Source organism: Flavobacterium sp. FlaQc-47, assembly GCF_044006475.1.
Lineage (GTDB): Bacteria > Bacteroidota > Bacteroidia > Flavobacteriales > Flavobacteriaceae > Flavobacterium.
In genome coordinates, this window is sequence record NZ_JBIPCQ010000007.1 from 263,127 (window position 1) to 283,353 (window position 20,227).

Annotated in this window: 15 protein-coding genes, 1 rRNA gene and 3 pseudogenes; 8 read left to right on the forward strand and 11 right to left on the reverse strand. The window is 33.3% G+C overall.

Annotation, left to right across the window (positions count from 1 at the left end; genetic code table 11):
* Nucleotides 1–229: 229 nt before the first annotated feature.
* Together ACHRVX_RS20630 and ACHRVX_RS20635 are read right to left on the reverse strand one after the other, a co-directional pair.
* A complete protein-coding gene (locus ACHRVX_RS20630; RefSeq protein WP_395335743.1) occupies nucleotides 230–907 on the reverse strand; it encodes an IS1 family transposase in 678 nt (225 codons plus the stop codon).
* Between the two features lie 518 nt (nucleotides 908–1,425).
* On the reverse strand, nucleotides 1,426–2,940 hold the full coding sequence (locus ACHRVX_RS20635; RefSeq protein ID WP_395335746.1) for an ATP-binding protein: 1,515 nt from the start codon (nucleotides 2,938–2,940) through the stop codon (nucleotides 1,426–1,428).
* An 856-nt stretch (nucleotides 2,941–3,796) separates the two neighbouring features.
* Here ACHRVX_RS20635 and ACHRVX_RS20640 point away from each other — a divergent pair.
* Nucleotides 3,797–4,810, forward strand: coding sequence for a YhcG family protein (locus ACHRVX_RS20640; RefSeq protein WP_395335749.1), 1,014 nt, complete (start codon nucleotides 3,797–3,799; stop codon nucleotides 4,808–4,810).
* A 584-nt stretch (nucleotides 4,811–5,394) separates the two neighbouring features.
* On the opposite strand, the gene ACHRVX_RS20645 is transcribed toward ACHRVX_RS20640, so the two are convergent.
* The 4 genes and pseudogenes from ACHRVX_RS20645 to ACHRVX_RS20660 all read right to left on the reverse strand — a co-directional run.
* Entirely contained in the window at nucleotides 5,395–5,991 is a 597-nt protein-coding gene (locus ACHRVX_RS20645; RefSeq protein WP_395335752.1) for an IS3 family transposase, read from the reverse strand.
* A 36-nt stretch (nucleotides 5,992–6,027) separates the two neighbouring features.
* Nucleotides 6,028–7,194, reverse strand: a pseudogene (locus tag ACHRVX_RS20650) (IS3 family transposase).
* A gap of 264 nt (nucleotides 7,195–7,458) precedes the next feature.
* Complete coding sequence (locus ACHRVX_RS20655) at nucleotides 7,459–8,820, reverse strand: mercuric reductase (protein ID WP_395335754.1); 1,362 nt, start codon at nucleotides 8,818–8,820, stop codon at nucleotides 7,459–7,461.
* A gap of 122 nt (nucleotides 8,821–8,942) precedes the next feature.
* Nucleotides 8,943–9,316: pseudogene (locus ACHRVX_RS20660) on the reverse strand (peroxidase family protein); the annotation flags it as partial.
* A 593-nt stretch (nucleotides 9,317–9,909) separates the two neighbouring features.
* Here ACHRVX_RS20660 and ACHRVX_RS20665 point away from each other — a divergent pair.
* The 5 genes and pseudogenes from ACHRVX_RS20665 to ACHRVX_RS20685 all read left to right on the forward strand — a co-directional run bounded on the left by ACHRVX_RS20665 (nucleotide 9,910) and on the right by ACHRVX_RS20685 (nucleotide 13,932).
* The gene (locus ACHRVX_RS20665) at nucleotides 9,910–10,155 is read left to right on the forward strand and encodes a hypothetical protein (protein WP_395335757.1); all 246 of its coding nucleotides are present in this window, start codon (nucleotides 9,910–9,912) and stop codon (nucleotides 10,153–10,155) included.
* A 1,226-nt stretch (nucleotides 10,156–11,381) separates the two neighbouring features.
* A complete protein-coding gene (locus ACHRVX_RS20670; protein WP_395335759.1) occupies nucleotides 11,382–11,666 on the forward strand; it encodes a transposase in 285 nt (94 codons plus the stop codon).
* A 75-nt stretch (nucleotides 11,667–11,741) separates the two neighbouring features.
* Entirely contained in the window at nucleotides 11,742–11,990 is a 249-nt protein-coding gene (locus tag ACHRVX_RS20675; protein ID WP_395335761.1) for an IS3 family transposase, read from the forward strand.
* A gap of 48 nt (nucleotides 11,991–12,038) precedes the next feature.
* A pseudogene (locus ACHRVX_RS20680) lies at nucleotides 12,039–12,416 on the forward strand (IS3 family transposase).
* A gap of 598 nt (nucleotides 12,417–13,014) precedes the next feature.
* Nucleotides 13,015–13,932 (forward strand): WD40/YVTN/BNR-like repeat-containing protein, encoded by a 918-nt coding sequence (locus ACHRVX_RS20685; protein ID WP_395335764.1) that lies wholly within the window; start codon nucleotides 13,015–13,017, stop codon nucleotides 13,930–13,932.
* A 313-nt stretch (nucleotides 13,933–14,245) separates the two neighbouring features.
* Here the strand turns inward: ACHRVX_RS20685 and ACHRVX_RS20690 are convergent, their stop codons facing one another.
* Nucleotides 14,246–15,616 carry a T9SS type A sorting domain-containing protein gene (locus tag ACHRVX_RS20690; RefSeq protein ID WP_395335766.1) on the reverse strand — a complete coding sequence of 457 codons (1,371 nt, stop codon included), beginning with the start codon at nucleotides 15,614–15,616 and terminating at the stop codon, nucleotides 14,246–14,248.
* 146 nt (nucleotides 15,617–15,762) lie between these two features.
* Nucleotides 15,763–16,746 (reverse strand): hypothetical protein, encoded by a 984-nt coding sequence (locus ACHRVX_RS20695; RefSeq protein WP_395335768.1) that lies wholly within the window; start codon nucleotides 16,744–16,746, stop codon nucleotides 15,763–15,765.
* Between the two features lie 364 nt (nucleotides 16,747–17,110).
* Here ACHRVX_RS20695 and ACHRVX_RS20700 point away from each other — a divergent pair, with 364 nt between their 5' ends.
* Nucleotides 17,111–17,275, forward strand: coding sequence for a hypothetical protein (locus tag ACHRVX_RS20700; RefSeq protein ID WP_395335770.1), 165 nt, complete (start codon nucleotides 17,111–17,113; stop codon nucleotides 17,273–17,275).
* Nucleotides 17,276–17,472: 197 nt separating this feature from the next.
* Here ACHRVX_RS20700 and ACHRVX_RS20705 read toward each other — a convergent pair whose 3' ends face one another.
* A complete protein-coding gene (locus tag ACHRVX_RS20705) occupies nucleotides 17,473–17,898 on the reverse strand; it encodes a DUF2141 domain-containing protein (protein ID WP_395335772.1) in 426 nt (141 codons plus the stop codon).
* A gap of 20 nt (nucleotides 17,899–17,918) precedes the next feature.
* Entirely contained in the window at nucleotides 17,919–18,977 is a 1,059-nt protein-coding gene (locus ACHRVX_RS20710; RefSeq protein ID WP_395335775.1) for an NAD-dependent epimerase/dehydratase family protein, read from the reverse strand.
* A gap of 214 nt (nucleotides 18,978–19,191) precedes the next feature.
* Here ACHRVX_RS20710 and ACHRVX_RS20715 point away from each other — a divergent pair, with 214 nt between their 5' ends.
* Nucleotides 19,192–19,740: a TetR/AcrR family transcriptional regulator gene (locus ACHRVX_RS20715; protein ID WP_395335777.1), complete on the forward strand. Its 549-nt coding sequence runs from the start codon at nucleotides 19,192–19,194 to the stop codon at nucleotides 19,738–19,740.
* A gap of 368 nt (nucleotides 19,741–20,108) precedes the next feature.
* Here the strand turns inward: ACHRVX_RS20715 and rrf are convergent.
* Nucleotides 20,109–20,218: ribosomal RNA gene (rrf, locus tag ACHRVX_RS20720) — 5S ribosomal RNA — on the reverse strand.
* Nucleotides 20,219–20,227 lie beyond the last annotated feature (9 nt).

Sequence of the window (20,227 nt, forward strand, 5' to 3'; positions counted from 1 at the left end):
ATGATATTGATTTTTTGTAAATCATGTGTAAAATGGTTCGAGAATTGTCCCGTTAGGGCTACAAGATTAAAGCAAAAGCCTGAAAATCAAGATTTTTAAGGCTTTTTTGTCGTTTGATAAATTCCACTTCAATTTCTTAAAAAATCTAAACGCCCTGTATTTTCAAGGAAAAATGTTTCAAGTCTCGTTAGGGTAAATTATTCAACAAGATATTTATCTATTTAAACAATCAAGTCCAAAAATAAATTTTCAAAACAGCAGTAAAAATGACTAAACTTTTACTGAAGCAGATTGTCCTGCGGTTGAGTCGTTTCAGATGAGTTCTGAGTGTCAAATTCTTCCTTTCAATATGGTTTGTCCCGAAACGTTTTACCGAATGCAGTTTCTCGTCAATCAAATATCTATAGTTTTTTAATCTGTCCGTAATTATCTTTTTAGCATCAGATAATTTCAAAGTTTCCAGAACACGGTTAAGCGTTTTATTGCTTCGTTTCCCAACATTAAAACTCACAACTGTTTTAGAATTCTTTTCCAAGGTATAAACCAGCCAGATATAATTTTTCTTGTGTCTGATATAAGTGCACAGCTCATCGACTTCATAAGTTTTGCCTTTGCTGATAATTGGTTTGGAAATATTTCTGGCAATTAAAACGATTCTTTTCAATAATGTCGTGGCTGATATTTTCAGTATTCTTGCCGTGCTTCTTATACCTAATCCCTCTTTAGTTAATTGAATAATATTCTGGTTTATCTCTTCCTTATAAGCCAGATATGCATAATTTTCAACTCTGGTTTTCCCGCATTTTCTGCAAATATATCTTTGATTGCCAGACTTTGTCTTTCCATACTTTATCATCTTTCGAATATCATCAACACATCTGTAACACCTAGTCTGGTTTGAGCTCATTTTTTTTCGATTTAAGGGATTATAAACTAAACCACTCTGCACTGAAAGTGCAGAGGTTTGTTTGACGAGAGACTGAAAGTCTCTCAGCTTTGAAAATTATTATCAATACTAAAAAGTCAAAAGATTATATTTTTTCGCATTACTAAAGTACTGCAATAAATTGCAGGGTTTTAAACCCCGATCTGAGACCAATAAAAAAACAGCCCAAAGGCTGTTTTAATTTTTATGCGATATTAATATAAATATCTGATTTTCTGTAAATGTTAGATACAATGATTAACTACCAACACATCTGATACATTACCAAGTTTAGCAAGTACCTCTTGTAGAATCTCTTGATCATCCTCATCATCTTCAATAATAATTATGGGTCCTTGTCTGTTAATTTAATTAGAATATAATATTTAAGTACTAAGTTACATTTTTTTTCTAAAAAAACATAGGGGTTTAGTTTGGTTTATTGCAAGGATTATCCGAAGAATAGAATAATATGGTTATAAATAGAAAGTTATTCCACTCTACTTTATTGGCTGTTTTAGCGGCAAAGTTACCTTAATCACTGTGCCGTCAAGTTGAGCAGATTTACCTACTATCTCGATACTGCCATGATGGCGTTCTACAATTTTTCGGCATAATGAAAGGCCAAGACCTGTTCCTTCATATTTTTCTTTGGGATGCAGTCGTTTAAAAGCATTGAAAACTTCTGTTGTATGTTTTGAATCAATTCCAATTCCATTGTCTTTTACAGAGATGACAATTTCATTTCCCGATTTGCTGCCGCCTATCTCAATTTCTGGGGTAACATCTTCTTTTGAAAATTTCAGTGAATTATTTATAAGGTTGTAAAATAATTGATGAATCAAAATTGGAGAACCTTCAATTATTGGCAGTTCCTCTATCGAAAGATTAGCCTTTTTCTGCTCGATTACTAATTCTAGATCTGTTGTAATGCTTTCAATTATCGCGTTTAAATTTACACTTTCAATTGGATTTCCCAACGCATTCATAGCGGAATAATTCAATATACCGTCAATCATCATAAAAATCCGGTCAGAGGCATTTTGAACCTTTTCAATGTAATGCTTTCCTTTTTCAGGCAATACCGGCTCAAGTTCATTTTTGAGTAATTCGTTAAAAATCTTAATCTTTCTTACTGGCTCTTTTAAATCGTGGCTTACTACATGAGCGAACTGGAGTAAATCTTCATTGGAACGTTTTAGCTCTTCAGTTCTCTTTTTAACCAGTTCCTTTAGCTTTTCTGCAAACTGCTTTTGCTGCGTTATATCTTGTACAATGCCCAAAACCGTGTTTATCTGCCCATTCGTGTCTGGAACCAATGTGCCTTTAATTCGTACCCAATGTAAGGATTCATCATTGTGTACAACTCTTGCTTCGTAATTTAGGTGTTTGGTATCTTGCGCATTTCTGTAGGCATGTTCCCTTGCTTCCTTATCAAGCAAATACACTCTGCCTATTAGCTCTTCGTGGGTATGGATGCCAAGAGGTTCTAATCCCCATATTTCTTCAAATCTTCCTGACGTTATGACCTCGTCGCTTAACAGGTTCACTTCAAAAATGCCCAGATCGGCAGATTGAACAGCAAGGTGCAGCTTTTCCTGAGCTTCATTCACTTGTTTATGTGCCAAATTAAGTGTTGTAACATCTAAAGCGGTATTCATAACAGCATAGATTTTTCCCTCATTATCATAAACGGGCGTAATATTGTAATTAAAATAAAATGTTTGAAGTTTACCTTCTATTAAAATATCTAGTTTGTGGTCTACAGCGATAAAGGGCTCTCCTGTACTAAGCACATTCAAAAATTGCTCAAAAATTCCCTGCTCTTTAAGTTCAGGTAGGACTTCCATATATGATTTTCCTATTACATCCTCTCCCTTTCCATATGCACTGATCATGTACTTGTTTGCTAATATAATATCAAGATTATTTCCCTCATAGATGCCTATTGGCAGTGGTGCGTCATCTACAATGACTTTAAGAAGCTGTAGATTAGGAGTCTGATTGTTCTTCATAACTGGTAGTAAATTCCATTCCGAAGATAAATTTACTAAATTAACATAAGTCTACATTACAAAATAACGACGGGAAGTTATAGTTTTTTAACTTTAATGAAAATGGAGAGGGTACCTATTTTGTTCCAAAATGTTAAGGCAGTTTGAATGTTATTCTTCATTCTAAAATTTTGTGGCAAAATCAATATACTTAGGCAATACAAAACTCTCAACAGTGTTGAGAGAAAGAAATAACCCTTTAAAATCAATATACTAAAAGACTGGTATATATTTGATTTTTAAAATTTTCCCGAACCTCGTCGTGAAGAATATTAAAAAGAATTATATATAACATATCAATCTTGACTATATTTAATATAAAAAATACTCTTTCGAAGTCTTACTTGCACAATCTCATACCTATTATTGCTAAGAAGAGAGACAAACTTAATTGTCGTGACGCTGTCACGACAAATTGCTAATCTGTAGAAAGATCTAAAATGCATAATTCAAATATTATTTTCTTCAAGGTTTCTTCCGAGATCTATTTTCTAATTGTGCCGATAATGTCGGCACAATTTATTTTTCGTATTCTGCAGTAGTTTCTGAGAGTTTTTTTCACTAAGTAAACAAAATTAATTTACCATAAAAACTATGCATCGGTAAAAGAAAAAAAAGTGATTGGTTATATCAATAATTTCTACAACACTTCCAAAAGACATTCTGATCCTGATTAAAAATAACACAAATAATTAATCACCAAATACTTAACAAGTTATCCGCTATATTCAGTTAGTAACAATCTATTTGATTTTATCTATTTTTATTACTTTTGTGTATGTTTGCAAACTACAACTAACATCCGTACTTTAAAAAAATGCTTCAAAACCAATCCATAATTCCTGATATAAAGGCAATAATTGCGAGTTCAAGGGAGAACGCAATTAAAGCTGTTGATAGTGAAAGAACTAAAATGTATTGGACAATTGGAAAACGTATTTTCGAGGAAGAGCAACAAGGAAAAGAAAGAGCCGATTATGGAACTTATTTAATTAAATATCTTGCAGAAGAATTACAACCCGAGTTCGGCAGTGGATTTTCATACCGCCAATTAAACTGGTATCGTCAATTTTACAGGACTTTTCCAATTGTGTCCGCACTGCGGACACAATTGAGCTGGACACAATACAAGTTCTTATTATCAATTGATAACCAAGAAAAAAGAGAATTTTACATTGCTGAAAGCGTAAAAAATAATTGGACGTCTCGACAATTGGAGCGTCAAATAAACAGCAGTTTATATGAACGCCTCTTAATGAGCAGTGATAAAGAAAGTGTCTTGTTAGTTTCTAAAAATGAAAAGTTACCTTCAGATGCCCGAGAAATTATTAAAGACCCCATGTATTTGGAATTCTTAGGCTTAAAACGAGAAGCTGCATATTATGAAAAAGATCTCGAACAGGCCATCATAACACATCTTCAGGAGTTTTTATTGGAAATAGGAAATGGCTTTTCTTTTGTTGCAAGACAAAAAAGAATTCATATTGATGGAGATGAGTTTTTTGTAGATTTGGTTTTTTATAATAGATTACTTCAATGTTTTGTTTTGATAGAAATCAAAACACATAAGCTTACTCACCAAGATATCGGTCAATTACAGATGTATGTTAACTACTACGACCGCATTGAAAAAAATGAAAATGAAAATCCTACAATTGGAATATTACTTTGTGCTAATAAAAATGATGGTGTAGTTAAATTCACATTACCAGAAAGCAACAAAAATATTATTGCAAGCCAATATCATTTATATCTTCCAACTGAAAAGCAGTTACTAGAAGAAGTCAACAAAGAATTAGCAAATTTTGAACAGGACAAAAATAAAATCTAAAAAAGAAATTCACACTTAATTTTTGTGGCAGAATGGCACATGGATATATTGAAAAATATGAATCCAGCAAAATCAAGTTCTATCGAGCTTGGGTTCGAAACTTTGGATAGTCCACAGAAAGGGCAATATTATAAAAGGGGCATTCCCAGTACTAGTAAACATTTCATTGTAAAACTGTCCAAATTTTATAAATTCTTTAAGGTTTATTAATGAAATAAAAAGAGCAAGTTTTAAAAACTTGCTCTCTTCATTCGCCTTAAAATTTATTAAAATCGTAGCCATGATGTTATGGATAACTATTAAGGCCTATTTCGCATTAATTTAGCAAAGGCATATAATATTATAATTCTGTTTTTGGTAATTGCAACTAACGCATTATCAAAGATATACAAAAATAAGACACACTAAAGAATTAACTTACATAATTTTCAATGCCTTTTGTTATAACTGTACTTTTATATACTATTTGAGTTTAATATCAATCATTGATTATCAAAAAATACTATGTTGCCTATAAGAATGTAAAAAATATTACAAAATATAACAATCCAATTTTATTCTCTACATCTGAATTGTACAAAACTTTAATTGTTTTTTACTAAAATTGTCAAACCTAATTCGTTCATATATTTTCTAACTGTCCGACGTGATATTATATACCCCGAATTTCGTAGTGCCACTGTAATCCGCTCGCTTCCATAACGCTGTTTAGCAGTAAAAAATATTGAATTTATTTCCTGCTTAATTAGATTTTTTCTTTTTTCCTTTTCCGTTATAAATTGATTTCTCCATCTTCGATAAGAACTTCTGTTTACGCCTAAAACCTCAGACATCATTCTGATCGAGTATAGTCTTTCATTCTCTTTCATGAAATTATAAATTGTCCGTTTTCCAAGATGAAGAGCCCTACCAGCCCTTTTTAAAATTTCAAGTTTTAAATCTGATTTTTTAATTTTTATTTCAAACTTATGAATCTTTTGTTCTTCGAGATTTAATTTTAAATAATCCTTTTCTTGAAAGCTTTCTATGCCGTACTTTTTATATTCCATACGCCATTTGCCGAATGCACCGGAATATAGATTAAGTTCATTCTCTAATTTCCCTACGCAATTTCTTTCATAACTTAGTAAAACAGCTTTCTTTTTGAAAGCAATGTCATATTTTTTTCTTATTTCTGTCATTTACCATATTTTAAATCGTCTCCGTTTTTCAGAATATCAATTACCACGCATGTTTAATTTATTAAACTCTTCTATAGATTTATAATTTAAGGCAGAATGAAGACGTACTTTATTGTACCAGTTTTCTATATATTCAAAAATATCAACTTTTAATTGTATTGCAGATCGCAAATTATTTTTATGTATCAATTCGCGTTTAAAAGAACTAAAGAAAGACTCAGAAACAGCGTTGTCCAAATGATCACCTTTACGGCTCATACTGCTTGTAATTTTATAAGAATATAGTTTGCTTGTGAAATCTCCGTTGGCATACTGAACTCCTCTGTCGGAGTGGAAAATCAGACCATTTGGAAACTTTACGGGTATAAACAGCCATTTCCAAGGCCACCAAAGTGGTCTTCTCAGTTGAGAGACCTGAACTCAAGCTCCAGCCAATAATTTTTCGGTCATATAAATCCATTATGATGGTGAGATATAAAAAACCTTTTTTTGTCTGAATATAGGTAATGTCCGAAACCCATACTTTCGAGGGAGAATTTACTTTAAAATTTCTATTTAAAATATTGGGAGCAGTGTAGTAATTATGCTTAGAATCTGTTGTTACTTTAAATTTCCTTTTTGGAATTCGACGTAATCCTAACTGTTTCATATAGAAAGAAACATGTCTTTCATTTATTTTATATCCGAGCTTGTGAAGTTCTTTAGTAATTTTATTTCTGCCATAAAGTTTTTTGAAACTGAAAAATATTGTAGTGATTTCTTCTTTTAATAATTTTATCGCCTTTTGTTTTTCCGAAATACCTTTTTTCTTCCAATTAATATACCTTCCAACTCCAACATCTAAAACCTTGCACATTTTTGTAATTGGATATGTTTTTTCATTGTCATAAATAAACTGGTAAATAACTAATTTTCCTTGAAAAAGATACGGCGTGCCTTTTTTTAAAATCTCAAATCTGAGTTCTGAATCTTTACAATCTTTCTCCAGTTCAAAACTTTTTTTCTTTTCAGGATGTACCTGTCATACCCTGATCCTGGAAAACTTCCTGTTCCAAATTTTAAATATTCCTTTCTCCATCTGCTTAGTATACAAGGCAGAATTCCAAGTTCTTCTGCAAATTCTTTAATAGTTCTTCTTTCATAACTTAACTTAACGGCATTCTCTTTAAAAATTCTGTCAAATTTTTTATATTTCTTTACCACATGCACAATATTTAAAATAATTAAAAACTAATTTAAATAAAACTACTAATATACGACAGAACTAATTCTAAGCACTATAAGGATTCCTAACTCGAATATTAAGTACTAAAAACGGATAATAATTTCTTGCAGAACTGACTCAAAAACGGAAAGCAAATTATATACACAAAATACTCTTATAAGTAATACTGCACCACAGATAATCCCTTATAAGAGCAGGTTATTGTCTCCAAAAGAGTAGAAAGTTTGGAATCAAAATACTTTTTATTTAACACTTGGTTTTAAATTTTCTAACATCGTTGGGATAAGTTCGCTTACAGTGGGATGAATATGCACCGAATCTCTCAAAACTGTATAAGGCTTTTTGGCATACATTAAATTCGTAATCCCATTTATGATTTCATCTCCCCCCACTCCTAAGATACAGGCACCCAAAAATAAATTGGTTTTTGCATCGATTATTGCTTCCATAAAACCCTGTTTCTCTGCTTTTTCTTTAGCACGATTTACTTTTGTCATGGGGCGATAAGCTACCAAAATTTCATATCCTTTTTCAATGGCTTCCTTCTTTGTCATTCCAATTCTGCCTAGCGGTGGATCAATAAATAATCCGTAGGTCGTAATTCTATCACTGATTTTTCTTTGCTTTTTCTTAAAAAGAAAATCTTCAACTATTTGAAAATCATTGTAGGAAGTATGTGTAAAAGAGCCCTCTCCATTGCAATCTCCAATGGCAAAAATGCCTTCTAGATTTGTTTGACAATAATTGTCGACTTTTATATAATTTTTGTCATCTAATTTGATAGTGGTATTCTGCAATTGCAGCGTATCAGTATTAGGGCAACGACCAATAGCTAATAACAAATGCGATCCTTTTAATTCTTTAGTATCGATTTTCAGAGTTATGCCATCCTTGTTGTTTTCTTTTATAGTAATATTTTTAGCATTAAAAACAACATCTACACCTTCTGCCTTCATGATTTCAGCCACCACATCGGTTACGGTTTTATCTTCCCTGTTGATCAATTGTTTGTTACGTTCTATAATCGTGACTTCACTGCCAAACCTTTTGAAAATCTGAGCAAATTCTAAACCAATATAACTTCCGCCAATAATGATTAAATGTTGGGGAATGTCAGTAATTTCCAAAATGTTTTCGTTAGTATAAAAAGGAACTTCCCGATATTCTTCAGGAACTACCGCCCTTGCTCCTACATTGATAAATATCTTTTTTGCTGTCAGGATTGTATCTCCAACTTTAACCTCATAGTTGCTCAAAAAATGAGCTTCACCATGATATAAGGTGATTTTTTCGTTTTTTTTAATTGCTCTTTGAATATTAGAGCGGGATTCATTCACTAACTCGTCTTTTCGTTCCTTAATCTTTTTGAGATTAGCTTTTGTACCTTCAGGAATTTCAACTCCTAAATCGTCTCCGTGAAAAGCATCCCATACCCTTCGGGCACTGGCGACATAAGCTTTTGTCGGGATGCAACCGTTGTTCACACATGTTCCTCCTAAAAAACCCTTTTCAATAATGGCAACAGTTCCTTCTTTTGATAGGCTGAACGCTAAGGGAATACCGGCTTGTCCGCTTCCAATAATAATATAATCAAAATTTTGCATAGTATTTTTGCTTTAAAAACTCTCTTGATTTCAAAAATCATTTAAACAGTCGTAATTCTGAAAACTGCTAACGCAATACAGAATAAAAAAAATTACGTTAGGTTTTTTTTCTATGGTTATCCAGGTTCCCAGACGTCAGCTTGGCCTCTCGCAAAACCGAATGTTTAAAACCATTCATTCCATTGCAATATCACCTGTTAATATCATTAAGTCAGCCCAGAAAATTTTTTGTGCGTGCTTTTGTTTTATTGCCCAAAGCAATCTTCTGGCTTTATCAAGGCTTACATCATCAGGCCAGCTATTAAGAGGAGCTAAACGCTGTTGTCCAGCTCCCGCACCACCACGTCCGTCTTGTACCCTATAAGTTCCGGCGCTATTGCCATGCCATTCGAATAAAAAGACCTTCATAATGACCAAAATCTGCAGGCCATCAATCTTGCGATTCATTCATAAGTTCATGCAAATCTTTTTTTACAGCTTCAAGATCAAGACTTTCATTTCATGCTTCCATTATGAAAAGGGCAATTACTAATGTCGATTGATTGATTTACTATATTTCAAATTTATTGCAACACTAATTTACAAACTAAATAAAAAAAATAGTATAAGTTTTAATAATAATAATAATAATAATAATATATTTTCTTATATAACAAAAATCTATATTAGTAAGGAAGGGCTATAATTTCTACAAGTAAGTCTATCGAAAAAAACCTTCAATTGTAACAACTACATTGCTATTTTTATATATTTATGGTAAAAAATAGTTAGATTAAAAAAACATTGGTTAACCATACATCTAAATTTAGCATTTAAATATATAAATATGTACTTTCTTGTTTAATTATGTTGATTCATACTGATATTTAACTTCAAAGGACTTTGAAGTACAATTTCAATACATTTTATATATTTATTAATTACGGTTCTGTCTCACCGTCAGAATCAAATATTCAGATTTCGACACAGTTCTTTATATATACGAATCGAAAAATCTGACAAGCTTTATACTTAAATTACAGCCGAAGAAATCATGGCTATGCTATATTTTATCAATTTAAATTAAAATCACAAATTAGAAAAGTATTTATGCAATTACCCTTCGAACTATATAACGAAATACTAAAAATACTTGCTCAAAATAGTACCAAAACATTCTCTTTAGAAGAATTGACAAGTAATATTTTTAGTAGCTATAACAAATCACAAGAACGAGAAAATCAGGCTAGAATTTTAGATGTCCTTATATTTTTAGAAAGCAAAGGACTTATCTTTCTAAATTCACTAACGGATGAAAGTCAAGTAAAAATAAAAACAAATTTACAAATTGTGTAAGTTATTTCCTTACTAATGATTTATTTAGTATATCTTTGGCAATGTGTTACTTGCATTTTAACAGAAACGTAATTCTCCCTAATTTATAAGCCTGTGCAAAATTAACACATAAACATGCCTTTAAAGTTGTATATAACATCATAGCAACTATTTTAAAAAGGAAAATGAAAAGAGTAAGTTTTTCTACTTGCTCTTTTCTATTTAATTGAGATCTTGATTTATTGCAAGTGTATACTGGATATATCTTTTATTTACTGTTTTTTAATTGAAGATTTCAAATTTAAATATTTTAAAATTGACAAGATCATCAAAACCTTTAAAAATACTTGACATAAAAAAAACTACAAATTGTCGATAAGACAGTTATTTTTATCAAAATATACAGTACTTTTGCATTATTATTCAAAATTAATTATAGATTCAATAACATAAACTCATAAACCACTTAAAATCAGCCTATTAAAAATTAAAAGAAAGAAAAAATATAACGTTTTTATTTTAGTGGCAACATCGTGGCAGACTAGGTAGAAAAAAATATAAAATGCAGTAAATACGCAGGTTACGGGCTTATGGTTCGAATCCTGCTCTCCCCACAAAAAGGGAAAAAGAAGTAAAAGGTCACTTTTTCAATCTTTTCAAAAACCCGAAAAAACTTTGTAAAACCTGCAAATCCTAGTATTCGCAGGTTTTTTTTATTTTATGCCTTTTTTCAATATTTACAAATCCTGGATCAACACGAAAACCTGTGGAGAGAGAAAAAAAAATACCACAGAGCACTCAAATATTTTTTACTAAGCAAGATGGATATAAACACAAAGTTCACAAAGCCAGTTCAGCACAAAGCTTTGTGAACTCTGTGTTTGTCAACACACTCTACGATAAAAAACTTTGCTTGCTTTGCGGTAAAAATCATCCAGTATATAAATGTAATCTCTTCGGGATATTTTTTTTACTCCGTTAGGAGTTTAATATTGGTAGGATAAAAATCAACCAGAAAAATATCCCGTAGGGATTAAACTTTTTAAAGCCAATTTATTTATTGAATTATTAAACGAGCAACTTCAATTAACTACTAATCTCTTTTATGTTTTTGCACAACATTTAGTCTTGATCCCACTTTTCGGCGTGGAGTTGATACGTTATTTGCGAATAAAAGCTTAGGCAGTATTGACGAGAAAGTGCAAAAAAAGGATATAGCACTTAGAATCTTATTGAAAGCTAACTTTATGAGTGCTAATTTTTACGGCATGAAAAATACAAGAAGAACATTCACATTAGGCTTCAAGATTCTGGCCGCCACCATGAGCATCCACTGCGGAAGAGTCTGTGACGTGACAAGAGAACTCGATATCAGCACAAGCACCCTGCAGCACTGGAAGAAGCTCTATCAGGAAGGCGAATTTACCACAAAAAATGCCCCAGCTGAAATATCCCATAAAAATGAACTGCTGAAGCTTCGGAAACAGATCAAAGAACTGGAAATTGAAAGGGACATCCTAAAAAAGGCTTAAAAATATCTTCTCTATGAGTGGCGAACGAAATATGAATTCATAAGAGAAAATGCAGAAATATTTCCCGTTGAGAAGATGTGCCGGATTTTTCAGATCCACAAAAGCAGTTTTTTCCGATGGAGAAAAAGAACCCCCACAGCAAGGGCACAGCGAAAAGCCTTCATCATAAACGAAATTATAAGAATCTACCACTGGAGCCAGTGCCGATACGGGAGTCCGAGAATAGCCAAAGAATTAGAAACTATCCGGATAAAAGCTTCCAGAAAATTTGTCGGGCAGATCATGAAGGAAAACCACCTGAGAAGCATTGCAAAATCGAAATAAAAAAAGGCTACTAACCCATCCCTCAGCGGCAGAACCGTCGAAAACAGATTGGAACAGATTTTTAAAGCAGGCAGAATAAATGAAATCTGGGTTTCTGATATGACCTATATCGACACAGAGGAAGGCTGGATCTATCTCACTGTGGTGATGGATCTTTTTGACCGCAAAGTGATCGGCTGGTCGATCAGCGAAACAATGAGAGCAAAAGAGACCAGCATTGCTTAGTTAACTAAAGCTCTTCTAAATCGTCGCCTGCAGCATAATCAGAAATTAATCTTTCACTCAGACCGGGGAATACAGTATACCTGCCGTGAATTTATTAACCTATTAGAGGCAAATAAAATAACCAAAAGCATGAGCCGAAAGGGCAACTGCTATGAAAACGCAGTTGCAGAAAGTTTTTTCAAAACATTAAAAGTAGAATAAATATAAGACCAAAGAGAAAGCAGAAAAATCTATAACTGACTATATAGAAAACTGTACAACACCTGCAGAAGACATTGTACACTCGAAAACTTAACAATCGCAGAGTTTCAGAATCAGCAGCTACTTAAATAATAGCGTTTTTATGACATTAGCGTTAAAGTGGGTGCACAATCGATTGATCTAAATTTAACAAGAACTTATGATAACGTTAAAAAAATTAAAGGTTCGACTTCGAAACATTGCTAAATCAAAATCTGTTATACATATTAATAATCAAAGATTTATAGCAAATTACTATTTTTTGAAAAATGAAATGATAACTAAATCAAAGCCTAACTGTAAGTTCGAAATTTTTAGAATTAATGTGTTTTTTACTTTTTTATCACAAGGGTTCGAGTCCCGTTCTCTTGCCGTTACTAAAAAAATGTAAAGCCTGAGAAATAAAATTTTCTCAGGCTTTTAAAATTTATAGTGGTCTTGATGGTGCAGAATTCGAACCATTTACAAGAAGATTTAAAAATCTTGAATAATGTTTATTAGTTTTATCTTTTAAAAATAATGATATATTAGCTATACAAATAAAGTTAACTGCTTTTTTATGAAAAGACAATACGGAATATATTTTGTTTTATTGTTTTTTGCAATTGGTTGTAAAAAGAACACAATAGACAAACTGGAAGTTACAAAAGATACTTTTAAAAGTACAACTGATATAGTAAAAACTACAGGTGATACAACTTCTAAAATTTCAAAAAAGGAAAATAGGTATGTTAATAATATTGCCGATATTTCAAAAGACTCAATTATTGCCTGTAAGTATTTTGAATTAATATATTCGACAAATGGCGCAAAAACTTGGAAAAATATTAAAACATCATTGATGTTTAAAGATATAACTTTTACTGATAAAAAGATTCTTGTTGGAATTGATAGTTGGGTAGGAATTCACGAATCGGATTATTCTCGAATACATATTTCAAAAGATTTTGGAAATTCTTGGGAAACAATAACTTTTGATACTAGAAAATTTTTTCCAATGGACGTAATTTCAAATCCAAAGGAGCAAGTTTATGTTCGTACAGTTGAAAACAAAGTCTACAAATTTCAAGGGACTGATTATAAGAAAGACTGGATATATGTAAAAACGATACCAGAAACGGAATATACAAGAGATATAGTTGATTATCCATATGGAATTAATGATGAAAGTGATAACGTGAAGCTTTATAAAAAAAGCAAGAATAAAACGGACACGTTGGTTTACTTAGATTTGTGCAGTGAAGCTAGAGAAATAGTTCAAAAAGATAAAGTGGTACATATTTCAGGAACTGGAATAGATAAAAAAACTAGTAAACAATATGGATATTACGGGCAGTTAATAGGTGATAAAACATTGAAACAATATAAATTCCCAGGTTGGTTTACAAATATTAAAAAAACCAAATTTAATGTATATATCATGTGTGAAGATGGGTTGTATATTGTAAAAGATGGAAAAATAAAACAGTTGTACTAAGTTTAGTAAAAAAATAAGATAATTTTGTTTATTTCTCTTCATTAAAAAAATTGTTATAACTCCAAATAAGTCAACTTATTTTAGGACGAGACAATCAATATGCTGACTCCAAATCAAGCTCATTTACAAAATAAAGTGAAATTGAAAAAATGGAAAAAAAAATCGGAACAAAAGTAATTCTGTTCCGATTTAATTAATTTTATGTGATTAATTCAGTCAACCTTTTTTAGGATAACTCAATGCTATTCTTTATTTTCGATCACATTATCTTTACGAGCAAATGCCTTAGGGACCAACAACTATGCCCAGCATCCTACTTTTTAACAAACCGCATCACACCATCGCCCAGTTCCGTTCTCACCCGCATTAAATAGCTTCCACTAGCAAGTTTAGTAACATTCACATCTCCTTCGGGTCCGGGTCTTACATTTTCAAGTACCGACTGCCCTAAAAGATTATACACTGTTACCGACTGAACATTAACTTGTTTGGGAATACTTATGAATACCATATCGCCCGCAGGAACAGGATAAAGCGCCAATTTAATCGTTTCAAATGATATAGTATGCAAAGACCTCTGCATCTTCACGACCGAAGTATTTGTCACAACAGGGAGATTGTAGTCAAAATAAATCGAAGCTGTATTCTCTAGCACAGCACCTTCTGTAAGCGAATTCAATGAACGAATTTTAAAAACCAAATAGCCATCATTATTCTCATCAGCAAACCCAAGCTGTATGTTGTTGAACATAAACTCGACCTGATTACCTTGTATCACGCGGGTAGTAAAAGGATGGCTACCGTCTACTGGACTCAAACTAGCGATATCAAATTTAGGGGTATCAATCATATCGGTCACCTTAATGTTTTGCGCTGATGCCGTACCCAAATTCTCGAATCGGATGCGGTAATACATATAATCACCTACATGTTCAGGACGCACATAGTCACCTCCGAGGCAAATCTTATCATTAGGATCAAACGAATTTACTACCGTTTGCTCCAATGTCGCTTCATCATTTGTCGCAACTTCGTCTTGAGCAATGTTTGCCACTGCTGAAAATTTCAATACATCATTGGCATTTAGTGGTGGCGTATCGGTAGGGGTGTTTAAGTTTAGTTTTACAATATATTTAACTTCAGATAACGGCAATAAACCCTCAACATTCCATGTCACCGAGCCAAAACCTTCGCTTGCGGCCAAAGGGGTACTTTGGATATATTCCGCCGTAGCGGCATTGTACGTAAATCGTACAGTACCTGTTGCCGTTTGATTGCCATTGTTCCTAACCAAAACTTTATAATAGGCATCAAAACCTGGTCTCGCTCTGTCAATTGGCACTATTACAACCGACAAATCATGGTGGCTTCCCACTGCGGTCACACAGAAATTCTGGTTTGCATAATTCGTTGCCGATGGCATATTCAGACTGATACTTGATGGCGAAACGCTGAACCAAGTCGGATTATCAAGTATAGGCGTGATAACACTTGTGCCATTTTTGAGCATGACGCCATGGTAACCATTGGAACTGGAATAATAAGAACTTTGGTTCGTACCGTTCACCAGTTTGTACTTAAGGTACGGAAATCCGGGATCGGCATCGGTACACCCATTATTTTGCAAGTCAAGTCGGGTATAGCCGTTTACAAGGTAGCTATCAGTACCTAGCAAGCGAATCATGTTAGTCTTATTAGACTGACCTCCAATATTTCCATAATCACCGCAGTGCAAAATCATACCGTTAGGTTGCTGCACGACCCTGCGCACCTCCGAGTATTCTGTAATCCTAACGCTAGTACCAGCCGTCGATGGCGAAAAAGAATAAGTTACTGAACCGTTTGGTAACAGCATAGCAATACCATAAATACTGCTCGCGCTAAAATACCTCCAATCAGGATATTGCCGTTAGGTCGCACCAAAATGTCATTTACCACAGGTTCTGTGTCATATATTGGAGATGTAAACGTGTTGTCATAACTTCCGTCGGGGTGCAGCCGTGCTAAGCTCTTAGAATTGTTTCCGTCGCATGTATCGAACCTTCCGCCCACTAGTATTTTTCCGTCAGGCTGTAATGCCAATGAAGACGTATAACCATTCCGACCTATAAAACTTGTACTGATATCAAATGTTGGATCTATTGTGCCGTTGGCATTTAGTTTTTCAATATGGTAGTACGTAACCGCCCCTCCTGGATCTAACATTGAGCCGGCTACAATCAACTTGCCATCAGGCAATACCAATACGGCCCTGCAAGACTGTATTTCGGGATGCTCATCATAAAAAGTGGTATCTAAAGCACCATCTGCGGTCAGGCGAAGCAGTTTTTTAGAAGAGTCATTTCCAACCAGTAACTTCCCGTCTGGCAACAAGGTCAAACAGTAGATATAAGAAGATGTTGGCAAAGCTGGCGTGTCGAAGGTTGTATCAATACTACCGTCGGTGTTCAGCCGAATCATAGGTTTGATTACACCTGCTACGGTAAATTGGGAGCCCAATATAATTTTGCCATCGGACTGTATCAGTATCAGACATTTATGCCCATTTGCCGTATTATCGGTCAATATCTTAAAAGCAGCATCACTCGAACCGTCTGCATTGAGTCGTTCTATGGTTCGCGTCCATCCCGTATCGTAATCATATTGGGTAGCCTCAATGACAATTTTGCCATCGGACTGAAGCGCCATATCGTTGACTTGTTTTTCATAATTATTCCAAACCGTAGCAGGAATAAATCCCGGATCGGCACTAGCTGCATTTTGCGCTTGAAATAAAGAAGGAAGTAACAACAGTGAAAGTAATATTTTTCGCATATTTCAGATTTTGGCTAAAGATAGTAAAGTAATGATAAGAAACGTATTTAAATTGCAAGTGATGTGGAAGTTTAATGTGTAGTTATAGAACTTTCGGGGTTTCCATTCTTTATTCTTTATCGCTACTTTTTGTGACACATTTTGAATACCATCATTGCGCCACCAAATTCCATCACATCAACATTAAACAATGTAAGAACAAAGACATCCTGATTAATATTTCCTTGAATTTTATCAAAAATTTATATTACAAAATAAACTGGAGTTGCTGCCTTTTTCGCGACTAAAAGCTTAGGCAGTATTGATGAGAAAGTGCAAAAAAGAAGGATATAGCACTTAGAATTTCTTATTGAAAGCTAACTTTATGAGTGCTAATTTTTACGGCATGAAAAATATAAGAAGAACATTCACATTAGGCTTCAAGATTCTGGCCGCCAGCATGAGCATCCACCGCGGAAGATCAACCAAAAAATATCCCGTAGGGATTAAACTTTTTAAAGTCAATTTATTTATTGAATTATTAAACTAGCAACTTCAATTAACTACTAATCTCTTTTGTGTTTTCCACAACATTTAGTCTTGATCCCATTTTACCCATAACCTCAGAAAAAGTTATGGAATATCTTTTACGAAAAATTACACAAGTATTAAACTCCTTTTCAATTCCAAACAGAAAATTTAAAGCAAGCCTGTACAGATATTAATGTAGTCATGAGCAAGGGTCTTCTATTTAGTAATCAACACAATACTGGTTTTAGCATACTGGTTAATTGCAATTTTTACCTCATCAAAATTGGGTGCTGAGAGTTTTGGTTTATAATTTTTAGAAAATCCAAATCCTTCTGTCGGATAACCAATAATATTTCTATCACATTTTCCGTTGTTATTCAAGTCTTGATAAACAGCAATAGCATAATTGCCATCCGGTAGGTTTTTGAACGTGTAGACTACTTTATTTTCTGAAGCTTTTACTTTTCCGGTGGCAATCTGTGACTCATTATCAAGAAATCCTTTCTCTTTATCGTACAATCCAAAAAAAACAGATCCTTTCCCGGGTTTTACGCCCGATACTTCAACGCTGAAATTATGTTGTGCAAACAGTGCTGAATTAACTGTTATAAGTATTATCAAGCTTATCATTTTAATTTTCATAAGTAATATTTTTTTAGGATTTACAATAGAACCTTTTCTAGCTTCTCTTTCTCTAATTGGTTAAAAAAGTGATTCATTTTTTTAAGATTCCCTTTTTTAAACGCCTGGTAGGGTTCTGATTGTGAAAGCAGCCATTTTTTTATAATACTTTTAAAAATGAAGGTAATTTTTTTTTGGAGAGGATGAATTTTCAGACGTACCATCTCGAAATAATCGTTCAAATTTTGCTGTCGAAAACCTAGAATATTTTCCAAATCTTCACCATCTTTTAAAATCCCGCAGTGAAAATTTTTCTCTGCAAACGACTTTTGTGGAAAATAAGCTTCACCTAAGCCAAATTCAGCAAACATTTTGTCTAGAAAAGATCCATAAGTAATAACACAATCCTCTCCCCCTCCCAAATTGAATATTTGCTTCTCCAGTTTTTTTTGGTTTTCAATTGCTTTAGCAAAAGCTCTACCCGTATCTTTTGGAGTGCAGATTTCCATTGGTGTATCCAGCGGCATATGAAACATTAATTTGGATATCTTATGGTTACCCATAATTGCAGCCAGACGAAAAATACTCCATGATAATTTGGATTTTCCAATCAACGACTCACACAACACCTTTGTTTCTCCATACTGATCACCGGGACTGGGCTGCAAAATATCATTGACACTTATCTGAGGATTCTTCATCCGATCACCATAAACTGAAATACTGGAACTAAAAATCAAATAACAATCCGGTGAATTCTTTTCTAAAGCGTAAATAAGATTTTCAGTCCCTCTCACATTGACACTGTAAGCCATATCTGGATTTATATCTGCAAGAGGTGGAATAACCGCTGCCAAATGGATAGCTACATCCTTATTTTGGGCAACTTTTAGCACTTCTTCCCTATTGCTGATGTCACCATATATAATCTCTACACGAGATCGAAAGGGAGTCAGTTTTTTTACCGAATTTTTGGTTTTTAAATCAAAAACCGTTATTTCATAATCCGTATGCTGAACCAGATGCTGCAAGGTTTCAAATCCTACAGTTCCAGATGCACCGGTCAGAAGTATTTTTTTTCGTGATATCTTATTTTCCATTTTTTTTAATTTAACATTGTCCTTTTCAATCCTCTTAAAGTTTGATCAAAAAGCTATATTTGTTATACAATATGTTCAATATTTAACTTTGTGTTCTTTTTGATTATTACGTAAAACTATTAAAGAAAATATATTTGCTGTTTCAAAAAAGGATTTTAGTGTACATTAGCGAACAAAAACTAATGCTTTTGTAGCGTATATAAAATAATTTGTGATGGATTTAAGAAAAGACAGAAGGGTTCAGTATACTAAAAAAATATTACGTGAGGCATTATTTAGTTTGCTGAACGAAAGGGAATTGAGCGAAATTACCATAACCGAACTGTGTAAAACAGCCGATGTCAACCGCAATACATTTTATCGGCATTATAATATTCCGCTAGATATACTTCTTGAAATAGAAGATGATGTTTTTGAAAAACTCTCAGCGGTTTTGCGTAAAAGCACCAATATGGATGATGTGATACTGCTCAGCTGCCAGTTACTGGAAAGCGATAAGCAAATGAGTAAAATTGTGTTTACAAAAGCAGATGGAAGCGGAATTCTGTCGCGAATCCTGAGAAGTGTTCGGACTAATTTTCCAGTTGAAAATCAAATAGAACTTACTGCCGAAGTAAAGCCTTTTGCTGAAATGGCATACCAATTTGGCGAAAAAGGAAGTATTGCTGTCATCAAAAACTGGATAGAAAATGATTTCTCTATTCCTGCTGAAAGTATTGCACAAACGATAAGTTATCTGGTAAATAAACTTAATAAATTATAGCAATTTTTATAACCACCAATTCCTAATCCAATCTCCCAAAGCAAAGTAAACAAGTATCATGGATTTTAAAAGAATTGGTTGATGTTCCTTTAACGAATAACCTAAAAATCCAATTGCATTTTTCGAACTAAAAAAGATCTAAATATGATACTTTTCTTTTATCTTCTTAAGTTCTTTTTCTAATCTGATCAATACATTCATGCCTAATTGAGACCTCTTAATTTCCTTTTTGAGTGATTGGAGTGGATCCCATTTTTGCCATAGAAAGCTAAGACGGTTTTTAAAGGTATTTCACGAGGCAACTTAATCAATAATAGTTTTTCCAACAAAAAAAATCCTCATCAAATAAATGATGAGGATTTTCAAAAGAAAGGCGACGACATACTCTCCCACATAACTGCAGTACCATCTGCGCAGGCGGGCTTAACTACTCTGTTCGGGATGGGAAGAGGTGAGCCCCGCCGCAATAACCACCTTAAGGTTGTTA

What these genes read in the sequence shown, in the direction of transcription:
- ACHRVX_RS20715 (WP_395335777.1), top strand. Translation starts at nt 19,192, where the DNA reads ATGGATTTAAGAAAAGACAGAAGGGTTCAGTATACTAAAAAAATATTA.
- ACHRVX_RS20685 (WP_395335764.1), top strand. Translation starts at nt 13,015, where the DNA reads ATGAAAAGACAATACGGAATATATTTTGTTTTATTGTTTTTTGCAATT.
- ACHRVX_RS20675 (WP_395335761.1), top strand. Translation starts at nt 11,742, where the DNA reads ATGTGCCGGATTTTTCAGATCCACAAAAGCAGTTTTTTCCGATGGAGA.
- ACHRVX_RS20655 (WP_395335754.1), bottom strand. Translation starts at nt 8,820, where the DNA reads ATGCAAAATTTTGATTATATTATTATTGGAAGCGGACAAGCCGGTATT.
- ACHRVX_RS20635 (WP_395335746.1), bottom strand. Translation starts at nt 2,940, where the DNA reads ATGAAGAACAATCAGACTCCTAATCTACAGCTTCTTAAAGTCATTGTA.
- ACHRVX_RS20670 (WP_395335759.1), top strand. Translation starts at nt 11,382, where the DNA reads ATGAGTGCTAATTTTTACGGCATGAAAAATACAAGAAGAACATTCACA.
- ACHRVX_RS20690 (WP_395335766.1), bottom strand. Translation starts at nt 15,616, where the DNA reads ATGATTCGCTTGCTAGGTACTGATAGCTACCTTGTAAACGGCTATACC.
- ACHRVX_RS20665 (WP_395335757.1), top strand. Translation starts at nt 9,910, where the DNA reads ATGCAATTACCCTTCGAACTATATAACGAAATACTAAAAATACTTGCT.
- ACHRVX_RS20645 (WP_395335752.1), bottom strand. Translation starts at nt 5,991, where the DNA reads ATGACAGAAATAAGAAAAAAATATGACATTGCTTTCAAAAAGAAAGCT.
- ACHRVX_RS20700 (WP_395335770.1), top strand. Translation starts at nt 17,111, where the DNA reads ATGAGTGCTAATTTTTACGGCATGAAAAATATAAGAAGAACATTCACA.
- ACHRVX_RS20630 (WP_395335743.1), bottom strand. Translation starts at nt 907, where the DNA reads ATGAGCTCAAACCAGACTAGGTGTTACAGATGTGTTGATGATATTCGA.
- ACHRVX_RS20705 (WP_395335772.1), bottom strand. Translation starts at nt 17,898, where the DNA reads ATGAAAATTAAAATGATAAGCTTGATAATACTTATAACAGTTAATTCA.
- ACHRVX_RS20640 (WP_395335749.1), top strand. Translation starts at nt 3,797, where the DNA reads ATGCTTCAAAACCAATCCATAATTCCTGATATAAAGGCAATAATTGCG.
- ACHRVX_RS20710 (WP_395335775.1), bottom strand. Translation starts at nt 18,977, where the DNA reads ATGGAAAATAAGATATCACGAAAAAAAATACTTCTGACCGGTGCATCT.
- ACHRVX_RS20695 (WP_395335768.1), bottom strand. Translation starts at nt 16,746, where the DNA reads ATGCGAAAAATATTACTTTCACTGTTGTTACTTCCTTCTTTATTTCAA.